Consider the following 15,271-nt stretch of genomic DNA (forward strand, 5'->3'; position numbering starts at 1 on the left):
GCGGCTCACCCCGCGATCCGAACGGTCGTGCTGGCGCCCCAGATCGCCAGCGACAGGAAGAAGTCCAGGACGTTGATCGCCACGATCGAGGTCCGCACCGCGCGGCCCACCGCGACGCCGACGCCCGCCGGACCGCCGCTCGCGTAGTAGCCGTGGAAGCAGTGCACCAGGATGATCAGGACGGCGAAGACGAGCACCTTGCCGAAGGACCAGAGCACGTCGACGGGCGGCAGGTACTGCTGGAAGTAGTGGTCGTAGGTGCCGGCCGACTGCCCGTAGTAGCCGGTGGTGATGGTGCGGGCGGCCAGGTACGAGGACAGCAGGCCGATCACGTACAGCGGGATGACGGCCACGAACCCGGCGATCATCCGGGTCGTCACCAGGAACGGCAGCGAGGGCACGCCCATGACCTCCAGCGCGTCGGTCTCCTCGCTGATCCGCATCGCGCCGAGCTGGGCGGTGAACCCGGCGCCGACGGTCGCGGAGAGCGCGAGCCCGGCCACCAGCGGGGCGATCTCACGGGTGTTGAAGTACGCCGAGAGGAACGCGACGAAGTTGGAGGTGCCGAGCTGGTTGAGCGCGGCATACCCCTGCAACCCCACTTCCGTGCCGGTGAAGAACGACAGGAAGGCGATCACGCCGACCGTGCCGCCCACGACGGCGAGCGCGCCCCGGCCGAAGCTGACCTCGGCGAGCAGCCGCAGGATCTCCTTCTTGTAGCGGCGCACGGTACGGCCGGTCCAGGCCAACGACCGCCCGTAGAAGGAGAGTTGGGCGCCCAGCTCCTCCAGACGATTCAGCAGCGCCATGCCTCATCCCCTCTGCGGAACGACTTGGAAGTACACGGCGGTCATCACGAAGTTCGTCACGAACAGCAACATGAAGGTGATCACCACCGACTGGTTCACCGCGTCGCCCACGCCCTTGGGTCCGCCCTTCGCGGTCAGGCCCTTGTAGGAGGCGACGATCCCGGCGATCGCGCCGAACACCAGCGCCTTGACCTCGGCCGCCCAGAGGTCGGAGAGCTGGGCGAGGGTGGTGAAGGAGGCCAGGTAGGCGCCCGGAGTGCCGTTCTGGAGGACGACGTTGAAGAAGTAGCCGCCCGCCACTCCGACCACCGACACCAGGCCGTTGAGCAGCACCGCCACCAGCATCGACGCCAGCACGCGGGGGACGACCAGCCGGTGGATGGGGTCGATGCCCAGCACCTGCATCGCGTCGATCTCGTCGCGGATCTTCCGGGCCCCGAGGTCGGCGCAGATCGCCGTGCCGCCGGCGCCCGCGATCAGCAGCGCGGTGACGATCGGTGAGGCCTCGCGCAGTACGGCGAGCACGGAGGCGGCCCCGGAGAAGGACTGGGCGCCCAACTGCCGGGTGAGGCTGCCGATCTGGAGTGCGATGACCGCCCCGAACGGGATGGAGACCAGGGCCGTCGGCAGGATGGTGACGCTCGCGACGAACCACGTCTGCTGGATGAACTCCCGCGCCTGGAAGGGCCGTCGGGGGATCGTCCGGACGACGTCCAGCGCCATCGCGAAGAGGCTGCCCGAGTGCCGCAGCGCTCCGACGGGTGACAGGCTCATGCGCCGGCCACCTCCTTGTGGTGGAGCTGGGTTTCGCGCCGTGCGATCGCCTGCCAGCGGGGCGGCCGGGTGATGCCTGCTCCCGGCAGCAGGCGGGGAGTCAGCTCCTGGACATGCGCACTGTCGTCGATCTGCGCCAGCTCCTGCTCGACCTGGGCGGCGTCCTTCTCCTCCGCCATGCCGATCGGACCCTGCATCCGGCCGTTCAGGAACTGCCGTACGACGGGCTCGTCGCTGGCCAGCAGCTCCTCGCGCGGCCCGAACATCACCAGCTCGCGGCGGAACAGCAGCCCGATGTTGTCCGGCACCTGGCGGGCCGAGGCGATGTCGTGCGTGACGATCAGGAAGGTCGCGTCGATCTGGGCGTTGAGGTCGACGATGAGCTGGTTGAGGTAGGCCACGCGGACCGGGTCGAGACCCGAGTCGGGTTCGTCGAAGAGGATGATCTCCGGGTCGAGGACGAGGGCCCGGGCCAGCCCGGCGCGCTTGCGCATCCCGCCGGAGATCTCGCCGGGCAGCTTTCCCTCGGCGCCGATCAGCCCGACCATGTCCATCTTCTCCAGCACGATGCGCCGGATCTCGCTCTCGGACTTGCGGGTGTGCTCGCGCAGCGGGAAGGCGATGTTGTCGTACAGGTTCATCGAGCCGAACAGCGCGCCGTCCTGGAACAGCACGCCGAAGAGCTTCCGCACCTCGTACAGGTCGTGCTCGCGGAGCCTGGTGATGTCCCGGCCCTGGATCATGATCGACCCGCGCTCCGGCTTGAGCAGACCGACGAGCGTCTTGAGGAACACCGACTTGCCCGTGCCGGAGGGGCCGAGCATGACCGAGACCTCCCCGGCGGGCAGCGTCAGCGAGACGTCTTGCCAGATGACCTGGTGACCGAAGGACTTGGTCAGCCCTTCCACACAGATCTCGACACCCATCCGGTCCACCCTTCGGCCCCTGGAGCAGCTCTGACATCTGCTCTACGGGGAGGGGAGGGGGGTCCGTCGCTCGAGTGGCGGTTTTTTTCGAGCGGGTTTCCGGGCGCTTCGGGCGGGTTTTCGGACGTTACGGGTGAGCTTCCGGGCACTATGGGCGAGTTTCGGGAGCTACAGGCGGATTACAGGAGCTACAGGCGGATTACAGGAGCTACAGGCGGATTTCGGGAACTACGGCCTTGCTTCGGGAGCTACCAGCGACTTTCGTGCCCTACGGGCGGGTTTCGAACGCTACAGGCGAGTGTCGAGCGCTACGGAAGCGGGCGCACCGTGGGCTCGGGGAGCGAGGCGGACGGTGTGGCGGGAGCCTCCGGATCCTCCGGAGCTTCCGGGACCGCCGGGACCGCCGTGTCCGTCGGCACGGCGGAGGGCTCCACCGGCAGGTCGGGAACCTCGGGCTTCGGGACGTCGGGCACCTGCGGGACCTCGGGCGCGGGCAGCACGGGCAGCGGCGCCACCGGGAAGTCCGGAACGTCCGGGATATTCGGGACGCCTGGGACCGCCGACAGCGACGGGACGGACAGCGGGAGGAACGATTCGTCCCCATCGGCCGGGGAGCCGGCCGCTCTGCGGTCGGCTGCCGCCGCCGTGGGCTCGGACCCTCGAGGTGTACGACCCCCGCCACCGCCGTCCGGCCGCAACGTCTCCGCGCCCGGCGAAGCGACCGCGGGCCGAGGCGCCGTACCGCCCCCGCCTCCGCCGCCGTCGAGGGCGTACGGCAGCACGAACCCCGCCACCACCAGAGACGCCGCCGTCGAGGCGACCGCCACGGACTGCGCCCTGCCGACTCCGCGCGGCCGTCCCCACCCGATGAGGAACAGCGCGACCCCGAACGTGGCCGCCAGCGACTGCCGGAGCGTCCGCCGGGCCCGGGCCAGCAGCGACTCGACGGTCCGGTAGCTCAGCCCCATCCGGACGGCGACCTGGCCGACGTCGAGGTCCTCCGACTTCAGCCGCAGAGCCTCGGCCTGCCGCGCGGGCAGCTCACCACTGCGAACGGCCAGCCACCTCGCCTCGGCCCGGTCGCACACCGCCTCCTCGACGGGCACCGGGCCGGGGGCGATGAGCGTCGGGCTGGTGCGGACCTCGGCCTCGCGGTTGACCTGCCGGTAGCGGTCGACGCACAGCCGCATCGTCACCGTCGTCAGCCAGGCCGCCAGCCGCTCGTCGTCCAGGTCGGGCCGCTCGGCGGCGCGCAGCATCGCCTCGTGCACCGCGTCCTCGGCGTCCTCCGCACTCATCGACCTGCGCCGGGCCACCTTGAGCAGGTGCTCGCGGTGGCTCCACATGCGCCGCCACCGCTCGTCGGCCGCGGTCACCACTGCAGGTGTCTCTGCGGGCATGTCCGCAGGCATGTCCGTCGCCATGAGGGCCCCTTCGCGCTCACCCACCGGTCTCGTGCTGTCCGGCGGGTGGGGCGACATTACCGCCGAGTATCGCCGGTTGTGGAGGGGGAGGCGGTCATCGAGTCCGCGCTGTTACTGGCCAGTGGGGCGGCGCTGGGCAGCAGGTCGTCGCCGGGGAGCTCGAAGTCCGGGTCGGGGGTGGGGAGTCGTGGCTCGTCCGGCTTCTCGGGGTCGGTGGCGGGGCGCGTGCCGGCCGGGGCCGGGGAGGCGGGGGGCGACGGGGTGCGGGACGGCAGGGCACTCGGCCGGGTGGAGGGTGTCGGTGTCGGCGAGGCCTCCTTCGGCTTCGAGGGGGACCGCGACGGCTCGGGGCGCGCGGAGGAGGACCCGGCGAAGGGCCCGGCGGAGCCGTCCGGCACCACCCGGTGCCCTTCCAGGAAGTACGCGTACCAGGCCCTGACCGTGCGCAGATAGGCCGCCGAGTGGTTGTAGCCGAGGATCGCGCGGTCCAGCTGGGCGGGAACGGACAGGTCCCGGCCACCGGCACACAGATACCGTCCGGCGGCGAGTGCCGCGTCGAAGACGTTGTTCGGATCCGTACGGCCGTCGCCGTTGCCATCCGCGCCCCAGCGGGCCCAGGTCGACGGGATGAACTGCATCGGCCCGACCGCGCGGTCGTACGCCGGGTCCCCATCGTGGGCGCCGCCGTCGGTGTCCCGGATCAGCGCGAACGCCACGCCGTCCAGCCGCGGCCCGAGGATCGGCGCCACGGTAGTACCGTCCGGCGTCACCCTGCCACCGCGCGCCTGCCCCGACTCCACCTGCCCGATCGCCGCCAGCAACTGCCAGCGCAGCTGGCAGCCAGGCACCTCGCGCGCAAGCCGGTCCTCGGCCCGCCGATAGGCGGCGAACACACTCGCCGGCAGCGCGCCGCCCACTTCCTCCTCCTCCGCCGCCCCGCCGCCCGAGCGCTTCCCGGTCCGCAGCGGCGGAAGCTCGGTCCGGTACGGGGCGTCACCGGACACGCTCGGGCCGTCCTCGGCAGGTGCCTGACCGCGCGCTGGTGCGGCTGCCCGCGCCGGGACGGCCGCCGGCGCCTGCGACGCGGTGAGCGCCGCCATCGCCACCACTGCCATCGCCGCACCTCTGACACGTCTGCCCCTGTGCCCTGCCACGTCCTGCTCCCCTCCCTGTGAGCTGCCTGTCGTCTGCTCTACGGGGGAGGGGGGCGGGTCCGTCGCGGGGTTTGGCACGTTTCCACCGCGGAGGTTTTCGAGGTCGGATCGTGGCCATCGGCGACGGCGACACCCGCATCGTGCTCGCCGGGGGGCTGGACCAGCCCGTGCACGTAGCCTTCGACGCGTACGGGCGCTGTCACGTCAGCGACGACCGGCGCGGTGCTGCGGTTCGAGGAGGACGGGGAAGCGGGGTCTTCGTGACCGGGCTCGGAGCGCCTCAGGGGCTCGCGTGTCGGGCCGGACGGTGCGCCGCTGCCCAGAGTTCACCCCCGACGTCGTCCCAGTGGAGCCACCCCTGCACCCGCACCAGCAGCGGCAGACGAGTCGGGGCCCGGGACTCGGGGCCTTGGGGTGACGGAGCAGTTGGTGCGGGCGTAACAGCTGGCGTCCGTCTGAAGCGGCCTTGGCTGCTTTTCGACTCAGCCGACCCCCTGCAACGGTTCACCGACAGCTGGCTGCGCCTGCGAGAGAACCTCACCCCGGCTCACCGCGTCTTTCACCGCGCCGCCGCAGTTCACGGTCCTGTCCGGGCGTCGAGCTCCACTTCGCCCGCAGGCCTGCGGAGCCGGCCGGCAGCGGCCCTGTCGGGGTGCCCGGCTTCGTCGGAACTGGGCAGCGGGCGTAAGTCCGGAGACCGTCAGCGGAGTATGCCGCGTGACCTCGGCGGCAAGCCGGTCGCGCTGCTGTTCGGCGGTCTCCGGCTCGGCGTCCGCGATCGCCGCCGCGGCGGCGCCCTCTGCGGGTGTCCCCCCCCGTGGTCGCGGGGGCCGGGTGGCGGGAACGGTGGCTGGACGGGACGGTCTGGGAGGCGTCGAGGAAGACCTTGCGCCAGGCGTCCCGCATGGGCTTCAGCTCGGGGAACCGCTTGCCCGCGTCGCGGTGCAGGGCCTTCTGGAAGAAGGCGACCAGTCCGTCCCGTACGGCCGGGTCGAAGGCCTCGGCCGCGATGGTCGGGTACGGCCACTCCTTCGCGTCGGTCATGCGGGGCGGGACACTTCCGTCGCCCCACTTGGGCAGCTCGCCGGAGGCCATCTGGTGCAGGGTGACGGCGACGGCGTACCGCTCGGCGTGGGAGTCGTAGGAGCCGCGGGTGATGACGTCGACGAAGGGGTCGAGGTAGCCGTCTGTGCCCGCGTTGGTGCTCTTCGCCGGGTAGCCGGCGAGGGAGAAGTCGATGAGGACGAGTTCGCGGGTGCGGTTGGGGCGGATGCGGATGGCGATGTTGTCGGGCTTGATGTCGCGGTGCCAGACGCCCTCGCCCTCCAGGAAGTCGACGGCTCCGAAGAGGTAGTCGCCGTACGCCTCCAGTTGGTCGACCTGGAGGCGGCCGTTCTCGCGGAGCTGGCGGGCGACGGTCTCCTCGCGGCGGCGCGGGCGTCCGCCGCCCTCGGTGCCCTGTCCATCCTCCCCCACGGCCCTGCCCTTCCTGCCGCGCGGCCGGGGGACGACGAGCACGGAGCGGGCGGCGAGCGCCCGGTGGTGGATGCGGCTGGAGTGCGCGGAGCGCATGGTCTCGGCGAGCTGGCGGACCAGCGCCATGCGGCCGAGGATGTCCAGCTTCTCGCCGTACTGGACCAGGTACTCGTCCAGCTTCAGGGTGTCCGGGTGGTAGTCGAAGATCAGCGCGGGGCCGGCGGCGTGACCAGAGGGGAAGTACTGCTTGAGCTCGACCACGCCCGGGTGCTTGAAACGGCCCAGCACCGCGGCTTCGCGCCGGGCCGCGTTCTCGACGGACTGGCGCAGGGAGGCGTCCGAGCCGCGGTCGCTGAGGTAGATGCGGACGCGGGCGGCCTCGGGGAGGTCGCTGTGGCGGGCGAGGTAGTCCGCCCAGGTGGGACCGGATTCGAAGGACTTCCGCTCCAGCTCGTACGGGCCGACCTTGTACTGCGCGTCGCTCTTGCGGATGCCGATGTTCTTCAGGGCTCCCGCGATCTCGCGGGAGCTGATCGCGGTGATGCGGCGCCGTTCATCGCGCGGCGGCTGCTTGAGCATCTCGACCAGCTCGTCGACGGTGTACACGCCATTCTGGTCGTGGGCGGGCAGCCGTACTCGGAGGCTGTTGTCCGTGAAGCAGACGGCCTCGGCGACCCAGACGCGCTTGTTGCCGGGCAGCGCGAGCAGGCCGGCCAGTTCCTTGGCCTTGCGGTTGACCAGGTGCAGCGGATTGCCGTGCGTACGGCGGCGGCCACCGGGAGTGGTCTGCACCCAGGTGCCGTTCTCGGACGTGACCGAACCGTGCCAGTCCTTCAGCTCGATCATGCAGACGCCGCCGGGAGCGACGACCAGCAGGTCCACCTCACGGACGTGACCGGTGTTCGCGGTGAAAGTGAAGTTCGACCAGGCACGCCAAGGGTCGGAGTCCGGCAGCTTCTCCCGGATCGCCTCCAGGCCGCGGCGTTCGTGATCGAACTCGGACTCGGTGACCGTGACCCACCGGCCTTCCCGCATGCCTGTTCCCCGCTCCTCGTGACTTCCAGGGGCCGCCGTGGCACCCCACGCCACGCCACGGAAGGTGCCGCAGAGCGACGAGCCACCACATAGTCGAGCGGGTCGAACGCATCGAGGCCGAGAACACAGACGGCGGCTGGACAGCCGAGGCCATCGAAGAAACGCTTCCGTGGGCTGTCGTACGAAAGCGACGGCGACGGCGATCACGGTGGCCGAAATTGGCTACCGACATTTTGGTGCTGCACTACGTTGTTTCCCGCTGCGCACCTTCCCGGAGGGTACGTCGGCGGCGTTCAGGCGCCGGTCCTCGGCTGTGACTGACGAGTGGTTTCCACCGCGTGCTGCACGTGGTGTGAGTGCGGATGCCCGGTAGGGCCGTCCCTGCCATTCCCAGCTCACGCCAAGGAGTGGTTACCCATGAACCCCGTTGAGTACAAGCCTGCACGTCGTAACCGGCTTCGCGAGATTCTGGTCGACGTCGCCGTAGGTGTCGTCGCCAATCTCGTGGTGGCGGCCCTGACCGCGGCAGCACGCCTGGTCCTCTGACCAGACATGTGGCGGGCCCGGAGAGCCCGCCACTCCGCGTCAGTGCCGGCACCCGTCAGAACAGACGCAGATCGGATCCCTCTGAGCCCGGCGTGTTCCGGCTCCTGCGGCGGCGCTTTCCTCTCCGGGGCCGGGGCAGGTGCGGTACGCGCGCTTCCCTCGGCAGGTTCTCCCAAGTGGGGCGCAGTCCGTGGATCTGGACCTCGCCAACGAGTTCCTTCAGGTAGGTCCGGGTCTCCTCGTCCGTGGAGTAGAGCACCGTCGCACGGCTCGCCCGAGTCATCAGCACGTGGTAGGCATGCCGGACCAGTCGGGCGAATTCCCCGTCGTCCACACTGCCGGCCTTCACCTTCGGGTCGAACGACCCCGGCGTGGCGACGCGCTTGATTCCCGTTTCCGGCTCCTCGTGCTCCTTGCCCCGCTGGAACACCCACTGGCCGTCGCGGCGCACCATGTCCTCACCCATGATCACGCCGCACCAGTCCCATTCGAGACCCTGCGCCGTATACACACAGCCGATCTGGTCGAGACCGTTCTTGTGCACGGACCAGATCTTCGACGGTGGTGCGTCGTTCTCGCAGAAGCTGTCGCTGTCCGCGTTCCACGGCCTGTGCCAGTCGCCGATGCGGACGTCGGTTTCCAGTCGCTTCTCCTCGCCGAGAGGCTTCGTCCAGGGCCAGCAGTAGCCAGCGACCATGCGCGCGGACGCGCCGGCCAGGGCTTCGCTGCGGATGATGCGTTCGAGTTCATCCGGGGTGTCCGCCACCTCCACGTGCATCAGTCCGTCCGGTGTCCACTGCCCCGGTGCGTCGTCCGTCACCCCGAGCACGGCGCGCACCCAGCGGATGTAGGCGTCGCTGCCACCACACCGGAACTGCTCCCGAAGGCCGTAGCGCACGAGTCGGGCGTTGCGTCGCCTGGCCGCGTCCTCGATCAGACCGACGGTGCCGACATCGTTCGGTCGCACGGACTGCCCCTCGTCGAGGAAGAAGAGCGTCAGCCGGGACGCGTCGAGCAGCTCGTCCACCTGGGGCTGGGTGCCCTGCTGCTCGGGCTTCCAGAAACGGTTCGTCGAGCGGTCCCGGATGCGGTGCGCCTCGTCGCAGATCAGCACGTCCAGAGGCGGATCCGGCGGGGTGACGAAGCTGCTGAAGTAGGTGAAGGTCTCGCGGAACTCCCGGTCTCCGTAGCCGACATGCTCCTGGATGGCGCCATTGAAGGCCCTGCTGCCGCTGGCGTACTTGACCGTCCGGCCTCGAGCTTCCAACTCCGCCTTGATCTGCAGTCCGATGGCGCTCTTGCCGGTCCCGGCGCCACCTGTCACCAGGAAGACCACGCGCCGCTCGTCGGGGACGAGGGCTGGATTCAAGGGGTCGGGGAGGACCTTGGAGGCCGTGTCCAGGATCTGGTCGGCGACCTCCTTCTGCCGCCCGCGCAGGGTGAACACGGTGTCCTCTCCGCGCGACCAGATCATGGCGTCGAGCAAGGGCGTGTTGCGTAACCCCATGCTCCGCATGAGTACTTCGGCCGCAGAGGCGCCACCTTCCTCGGCGAAGTTCTCGCGGAGGTCGGACAGCAGCTTCTCTCGACCGTCGTTGGTGTACACACGGGCGTAGGAGCCGGTCGGCATGTCGATGTCGATCAGGGGCCGTACGGACTCGTCCGTGGCGTTGTGCAGGTAGGCGAAGCCGCCGCATTCGAAGTCGAGTCCGCTCAGCGGCCCGCCGGTGCCCGTGAAAGCCTCGTAGTACTCGCGCAACTGCAGTGCCGGGTGCTTCTTCCTGCCCATCCCCGGTACGTGCACGAGATCAGCGGTCGCCTGCTCCACCCTGGTCACCATCGACCAGCGCTTCAGTTCGACAAGTTGCACGGACAACTGACGCCGGTGCGGATGATGGCCCACGAGAACGACATCGATGAGCCGGGGGCCATCCGGGCGGTCAGTCTCGCTGAGGGTGGCAGCACACTCGACGATCATCTCCACGTTCCCGCGACCGGCGGCGACCAGGTCGCTAGCGAGGCTCACCAGGCTCTCCGCCCAAGCGGAACGCTCCGTCAGCGACGCATCCGCTCCCCGGAAATGCCGCCACCTGGCGGCTAGATGCGGCACCATGCGGCGTCTTGAGTTCAAGGTGAGCAGATCCTGCGCTGCCAGCTTCAGCAGGAGCATGGACACGAGGTGGTTCCCCCCAGGGCACGAATGACTCGTGCGGATGGGGGCGTGTCCTCGCGAGGAAGCCCGTCGGGCCGCAATTGGTACCGACGATCTTAAGGAGGCGGTGGCCTACAGGGGGAGCGACAGAGCGGCTGTCGGCCCGAACCGCAAGGATCGTGGCCGGATCACGCTGTCAGTGCCGTGGGCACGACATCGCGAAAGAGGCAGAGAGGATGGGCTGTCCGTTCCGCCTGCCGCTCCCGCCGGGCTTCCCGCTGCCCCGTCAGACCGTGGCGGGTTCCCGGTCCCGGTGTCCGCCCGCCAGCTCCCGTAGCTTCTCCCGTGTCTCCGGGTCCGTCGAGTACACGATCGTGCCGACCATGCCCCGGGTCAGCAGCACCTTGTATGTGTTACGGATCAGGCGGTCCACGTCCGTGTCGGGCGTGGACTTCTTGAAGACCGGGTCCTTCGACGCCGTGCGGTCCGTGATCCAGCGGTCGCCGCGCCAGACCAGGTCGGGACCGATGATGACGCCGGACCAGTCGTACTCGAAGCCCTGCGCGGTGTAGACGCAGCCGACCTGTCCGAAGCCCGCCGGGTCGGTGGCCCAGAGCGCGGCCGGGGGCGCGCCGGAGACCGAGCGGTCGCCGCGCAGGTTCCACGGGCGGGCCCAGTCGCCGATGACGACATCGGTCGCGAGCGGCTCGCCCGGCTTGGGTTCCGGGGACCAGCGCCAGCAGTAGCCTGCGGACATACGGGCACCGTAGCCCTGGGACCGACGGGCTTCCAGGAAGGCCTCCATCTCCTGCGGGCTGTCGGCCACCAACAACTGCATGCGGTCGTCGGGCTCCCAGACGACCGGCCCACCCGGCTCCAAACCGAGGAGGCGTACCACCCAGCGCAGGTAGGCATCACTGCCACCGCAGCGGAACTGGCTGTCGAGCGGGACGACGTGGCACGGGATGCCCCGCTTCGCTGCCGCCGCCTTGATCTCCGCCACGGTGCCCATCTCGCCGGGGCGCACGACCTGATGCTCGTCGAGGAAGAACACGGGCACGTAGGCGACGTCGATGAGCTCGTCGATCTGTGCCCTGCCAGTGCGGAGTGCTGCACGGGTGTAGCGGTTGGCCGAGGTCTCCCGGATGCGGTGCGCCTCGTCGCAGATCAGCGCACCCAAACTGTTCTTCTCAGCGGTCATGAAACTGTTGAAGTACTTGAACAGGTCTTGGACTTCCCGCTTGCGGGCTCCGGCGACTTTCCTCATTGTCCTCGTGAACGACTGCGAACCGGTCGCGTGCAACGTGGGAACTCCGCGGCGGTACAGGTCACCGAGCAGTTGGAGCGCGATCACGCTCTTACCGGTACCGGGTCCGCCCGTGACGATGACGACCTCTTTGCGGTCGGCCTGCTTCGCCTTCTCCACCGCGTTGAGCACCATGCGGTACGCCACCTGCTGCTCGTCGAGGAGGATGAACTGCTGGCGTTCACGCACCTCCTCGGCGGCCACGGACATCAACTGCTTAGACGGCACGGTGGCTCCTGCCCGCAGTTGGTCCGCCGCCTGGGCCCCCGAGTGTTCGTCGCTCAGCCTCGTACGGAGATGGTCGAGGAAGGCGCCCCGCCGTTCCGCGGTGAAGAGCAGTCCGTGGCCATCGCGCTCGATCTCCCGCAGCCCGGTCACGCCGAACTCGGTGGCGTTGTGCAGATATGCCGCTCCGGCCACCCGATGCCGGTGTTCGGCTACCGCCCCGTTGAAATTGACGAGGTACTCGCAGTAGCGGCGCACCTGCTCGATGGGGTTGAGGACCGGGTGGGCATAGGCGCCGACGTGGCACAGGGTGGGGTCGTCCTCGTGGGGCAGTGCCTGGCTCCACTGCTTCAGCTCCACCACGACGTAGGACGGCTCTCCCGTGACCGGGTGTACTCCGGCGAGGACGACGTCGACGCGCTTGCTGTTCAGCGGGAGCGAGTACTCCAGCATGACCTCCACGTCGCCCAGGCCTGCGTCGTTGAGGGCGGCGGCCAGGACGGGGATGCTGCGCTCCCAGGAACGCACCTCCGAGGCGCCGGGCCGATAGCCGTGCATGTGGACGAAGTTGTCGGTGAGGTGCAGGAACAGCGAACCGTCGAGTGCCATGACGGCGACCGTTTTCGCGGACGCGCGGAACAGCAAGAACTTCCCCCAGGCAGCACGAAAAGACTCGTGCGGGTGGGGGCATGTCCTTCGAGACTCCACCGAGGTGGAGCGGAAGCCCGTCGGGCCGCGTTGACGATGGGTTTGAGGGTACCTGGCGGTACGGACGGTCGTACCGGTGGTCACAGTGGCAGCAGCGATTGGGGCGTCCGATCACTCCTATCGAGGTCCGGATACCGGAGTGCTTCCGGCGAATGCGGCCGTGTCAATCAGGAACCCTCGGCGGGCATCAGGCCGGGCCTCAGGCTCGAAGTACCCGGCGAGTGCCTCGCTCTGAAGCTCAAGTCACCGGCGCGAGCCGCGATCGGGCCGCGTGATCCCGCCGAGCCAAGACCAACCCCACCGCCAGCAGCTCCAGCACCATGCTCTGACGGCTGCCGCGAACGGCCAGCGCAGAGACCTTGCCCTCTGAATCTGCGCCATGGAACTTTTGAGGGCATCCAGCACTGCCCGAGGGACTTCCGCCGCGTGACGCGGCAAGCCCCGAAAGATCGAAAAGGACTTCCGTCCCAGATCAGATGCCCTTTCCAAGGCAAGCAGCCGGCAGCGGCAGACGAGTCGGGCTGTACGCCGGGTTCTGTTCCCGGAGCCCCTCGCGGAGCCCCGGGCGACGGCCATCCATCTAGGGCCGGCGTTGCCGCCGGCCTCGTGCGGTCTACCCGCGGACTCGGGCGGGCAGCCCTCGAACGTCCGCGCAGGAGCACCGAGGTGCTCCCTCTTGACCTTGCTCCGGGTGGGGTTTACCTAGCTGCCTGAGTCACCCCAGGCACTGGTGGTCTCTTACACCACCGTTTCACCCTTACCGAGGGCCGGAGCTCTCGGCGGTTTGCTTTCTGTGGCACTGTCCCGCGGGTCACCCCGGGTGGCCGTTAGCCACCACCCTGCCCTGTGGAGCCCGGACGTTCCTCGGGAAGCTCCCCGTCAGGGGGACTCCACGCGGCCGTCCGCCCGGCTCGTCTGCCGTGTCGACCATGGTACCCGGCGGATCTCCCGTTTCGGCGCCGCGGCCGTGGCCAGCACCGAGCCCGCCAGGATCAGGGTGAAGGCGACGCCGATGCCGAGGGTCAGTTCCTCGTCCAGGAAGAGGGCGCCCGCGGCGACGGCGACCGCCGGGTTGACGTAGGTGATCACGCCGGCCCGGGTCGGGCCGATCTCCTTGATCAGCTCCAGGAAGGCCACGAACGCGATCGCGGTGCAGACGATGCCGAGGCCGGCGAGGGCGGCCAGGACCTCGGCCGAGGGCATGGTGGCGGGCCGGGTCAGGTAAGCGGCTGGGGCGTAGACGACGGCGGCGAGCGTGAGGCAGGGAGTGATCAGCTGGAGGGTCGGGACGTCCTTGAGATGCCGGGCGGCTATCAGCGGGGCGGTGGCATAGCCGACGACCGTCACCAGCACCTCGGCCAGGGAGCGGGCATCGCCGCCGGTGAGGTGGGGCAGGGTGAGGACGGTGACGCCCGCGAGACCGAGGGCGAGTCCGGCGACACGGCGAGCGCCCACGCGTTCCGCGGCGCCGAAGAAGCGGGCCAGGAGGAGGGCGACGATCGGCACGCCCGCGATGAGGAGTCCGGCGGTGGAGCTGGACAGATGGCGTTCGGCGTCGGTCAGGGTCCACCAGGGGCCGATGATCTCGATGACGGCGAAGGCCAGCATCGGCTTCCAGTGGGTCCGGACGGTACGGCCGAGGCCGCCCTGGCGGAGCGCGAAGGGGAGCAGGAGCGCGGCGCCGAGCGCGCAGCGCGTGAACACCACCATGGACGGGGACACGGTGTCCACCGCCACCTTGATCATCAGGTAGGGGACGCCCCAGACCACTCCCATCAGGGAGAACAGGAACCAGCCGCGTGCAGTCATACGGCGAGTTTCGGTCCCCTCATCCCGCCGCGTCTTGAACGCTGTTGCGGTACGCCGCCGGGGTCACGCCCAGCACGCGGCGGAACCAGCGGGTGAGGTGTGCCTGGTCGGCGAAGCCGACGAGGCCGGCGACCTCGGCGGGGCGCAGGCCGGTTTCCAGCAGGGCGCGGGCCTTGGTCACGCGGTGCTGGGCGAGCCAGGCGTAGGGCGGTATGCCCATCGTCGTGCGGAAGGCGCGCAGCAGCTGGTAGCGGGACAGGCCCAGGTCGGTGGCGAGGTCGGCCAGGGAGGGCGGTTCCAGCAGTTCGTCCGCGAGGCGGTCGCGTACGGCCCTGGCGATGTGGCCGGCGCCGGGGACGGTGTCCTCGCTCGCCCGGGCCGTGGAGTGCCGACGGGCCAGGGCCGTGAGCAGCCAGGGCAGCCGGGACTCGGCCTCCAGCGGGTCGGGGCAGGCGCTGATGTCGGTGTGGGCGGCGCGCAGGGCGGTGGCCAGTTCGGGGTCGTGCAGGACGGGGTCGCGGAAGTGCGGGATGCCGCCGAGCGTGCCGTCGGTGAGGAGGGACGGCTCGGCGTACAGGGCCTGGTAGGCGTAGCCGTCGCGGGCGGCCGGACCGCCGGTGTGCATCTCGCCCGGTTCCAGGACGACGATCGAGCCGGGGTAGGAGCGGATCAGCCCGCCCCGGTAGGCGATGGCCTCCGACCCGCCGACGGTGACCCCGACGGTCAGTTCGTCGTGCGCGTGCGGAGCGTAGACGTGCCGGTCGAAGTGGGCGGTGAGGAGGTCCACCGGCGGCCCGCCCCGCCCCAGCCGCGCCCTGGCCCAGCGGGCCTGTTCCCGTGTCCGCCCCTGTGTGCTCATCTCGTACCCCCGGCTCACAGGGGATCAGAGGAAGTCGGTGGTGTCCAGGCCGGATGCGGTGCTTGACC

Annotated in this window: 10 protein-coding genes, 1 other RNA gene and 1 pseudogene; 1 reads left to right on the forward strand and 11 read right to left on the reverse strand. The window is 69.9% G+C overall.

Annotated features, from left to right (window positions below):
• Positions 1-5: 5 nt before the first annotated feature.
• The 6 genes from QF034_RS11445 to QF034_RS11470 all read right to left on the reverse strand — a co-directional run bounded on the left by QF034_RS11445 (position 6) and on the right by QF034_RS11470 (position 7,598).
• Positions 6-809 carry an MlaE family ABC transporter permease gene (locus QF034_RS11445; protein WP_307174840.1) on the reverse strand — a complete coding sequence of 268 codons (804 nt, stop codon included), beginning with the start codon at positions 807-809 and terminating at the stop codon, positions 6-8.
• Positions 810-812: 3 nt separating this feature from the next.
• Positions 813-1,583, reverse strand: a complete 771-nt coding sequence (locus QF034_RS11450) for an MlaE family ABC transporter permease (protein ID WP_010036858.1) — start codon at positions 1,581-1,583, stop codon at positions 813-815.
• Positions 1,580-2,509 carry an ABC transporter ATP-binding protein gene (locus tag QF034_RS11455; protein ID WP_307174841.1) on the reverse strand — a complete coding sequence of 310 codons (930 nt, stop codon included), beginning with the start codon at positions 2,507-2,509 and terminating at the stop codon, positions 1,580-1,582. The genes QF034_RS11450 and QF034_RS11455 overlap by 4 nt, the downstream gene beginning before the upstream one ends.
• A gap of 308 nt (positions 2,510-2,817) precedes the next feature.
• Positions 2,818-3,933, reverse strand: a complete 1,116-nt coding sequence (locus QF034_RS11460) for a sigma-70 family RNA polymerase sigma factor (RefSeq protein ID WP_307174842.1) — start codon at positions 3,931-3,933, stop codon at positions 2,818-2,820.
• Between the two features lie 56 nt (positions 3,934-3,989).
• Positions 3,990-5,048, reverse strand: coding sequence for a lytic transglycosylase domain-containing protein (locus tag QF034_RS11465; RefSeq protein ID WP_307174843.1), 1,059 nt, complete (start codon positions 5,046-5,048; stop codon positions 3,990-3,992).
• 576 nt (positions 5,049-5,624) lie between these two features.
• A complete protein-coding gene (locus QF034_RS11470; protein ID WP_370880782.1) occupies positions 5,625-7,598 on the reverse strand; it encodes an NERD domain-containing protein in 1,974 nt (657 codons plus the stop codon).
• A 417-nt stretch (positions 7,599-8,015) separates the two neighbouring features.
• On the opposite strand from QF034_RS11470, the gene QF034_RS11475 reads away from it, so the two are divergent.
• Positions 8,016-8,144, forward strand: a complete 129-nt coding sequence (locus tag QF034_RS11475) for a DUF6408 family protein (protein ID WP_307174844.1) — start codon at positions 8,016-8,018, stop codon at positions 8,142-8,144.
• A 55-nt stretch (positions 8,145-8,199) separates the two neighbouring features.
• Here QF034_RS11475 and QF034_RS11480 read toward each other — a convergent pair whose 3' ends face one another.
• The 5 genes and pseudogenes from QF034_RS11480 to QF034_RS11500 all read right to left on the reverse strand — a co-directional run bounded on the left by QF034_RS11480 (position 8,200) and on the right by QF034_RS11500 (position 15,203).
• Positions 8,200-10,170: a DUF2075 domain-containing protein gene (locus tag QF034_RS11480; RefSeq protein ID WP_370880783.1), complete on the reverse strand. Its 1,971-nt coding sequence runs from the start codon at positions 10,168-10,170 to the stop codon at positions 8,200-8,202.
• A gap of 412 nt (positions 10,171-10,582) precedes the next feature.
• The gene (locus tag QF034_RS11485) at positions 10,583-12,472 is read right to left on the reverse strand and encodes a DUF2075 domain-containing protein (protein ID WP_307174845.1); all 1,890 of its coding nucleotides are present in this window, start codon (positions 12,470-12,472) and stop codon (positions 10,583-10,585) included.
• A gap of 571 nt (positions 12,473-13,043) precedes the next feature.
• An RNA gene (gene rnpB / locus QF034_RS11490) (RNase P RNA component class A) lies at positions 13,044-13,449 on the reverse strand.
• A gap of 115 nt (positions 13,450-13,564) precedes the next feature.
• Positions 13,565-14,344 (reverse strand): annotated as a pseudogene (locus QF034_RS41450) (DMT family transporter); the annotation flags it as partial.
• 19 nt (positions 14,345-14,363) lie between these two features.
• On the reverse strand, positions 14,364-15,203 hold the full coding sequence (locus QF034_RS11500; protein WP_307174847.1) for a helix-turn-helix domain-containing protein: 840 nt from the start codon (positions 15,201-15,203) through the stop codon (positions 14,364-14,366).
• Between the last annotated feature and the right edge of the window lie 68 nt (positions 15,204-15,271).

The organism is Streptomyces africanus (assembly GCF_030816955.1).
Taxonomy (GTDB): domain Bacteria; phylum Actinomycetota; class Actinomycetes; order Streptomycetales; family Streptomycetaceae; genus Streptomyces; species Streptomyces africanus.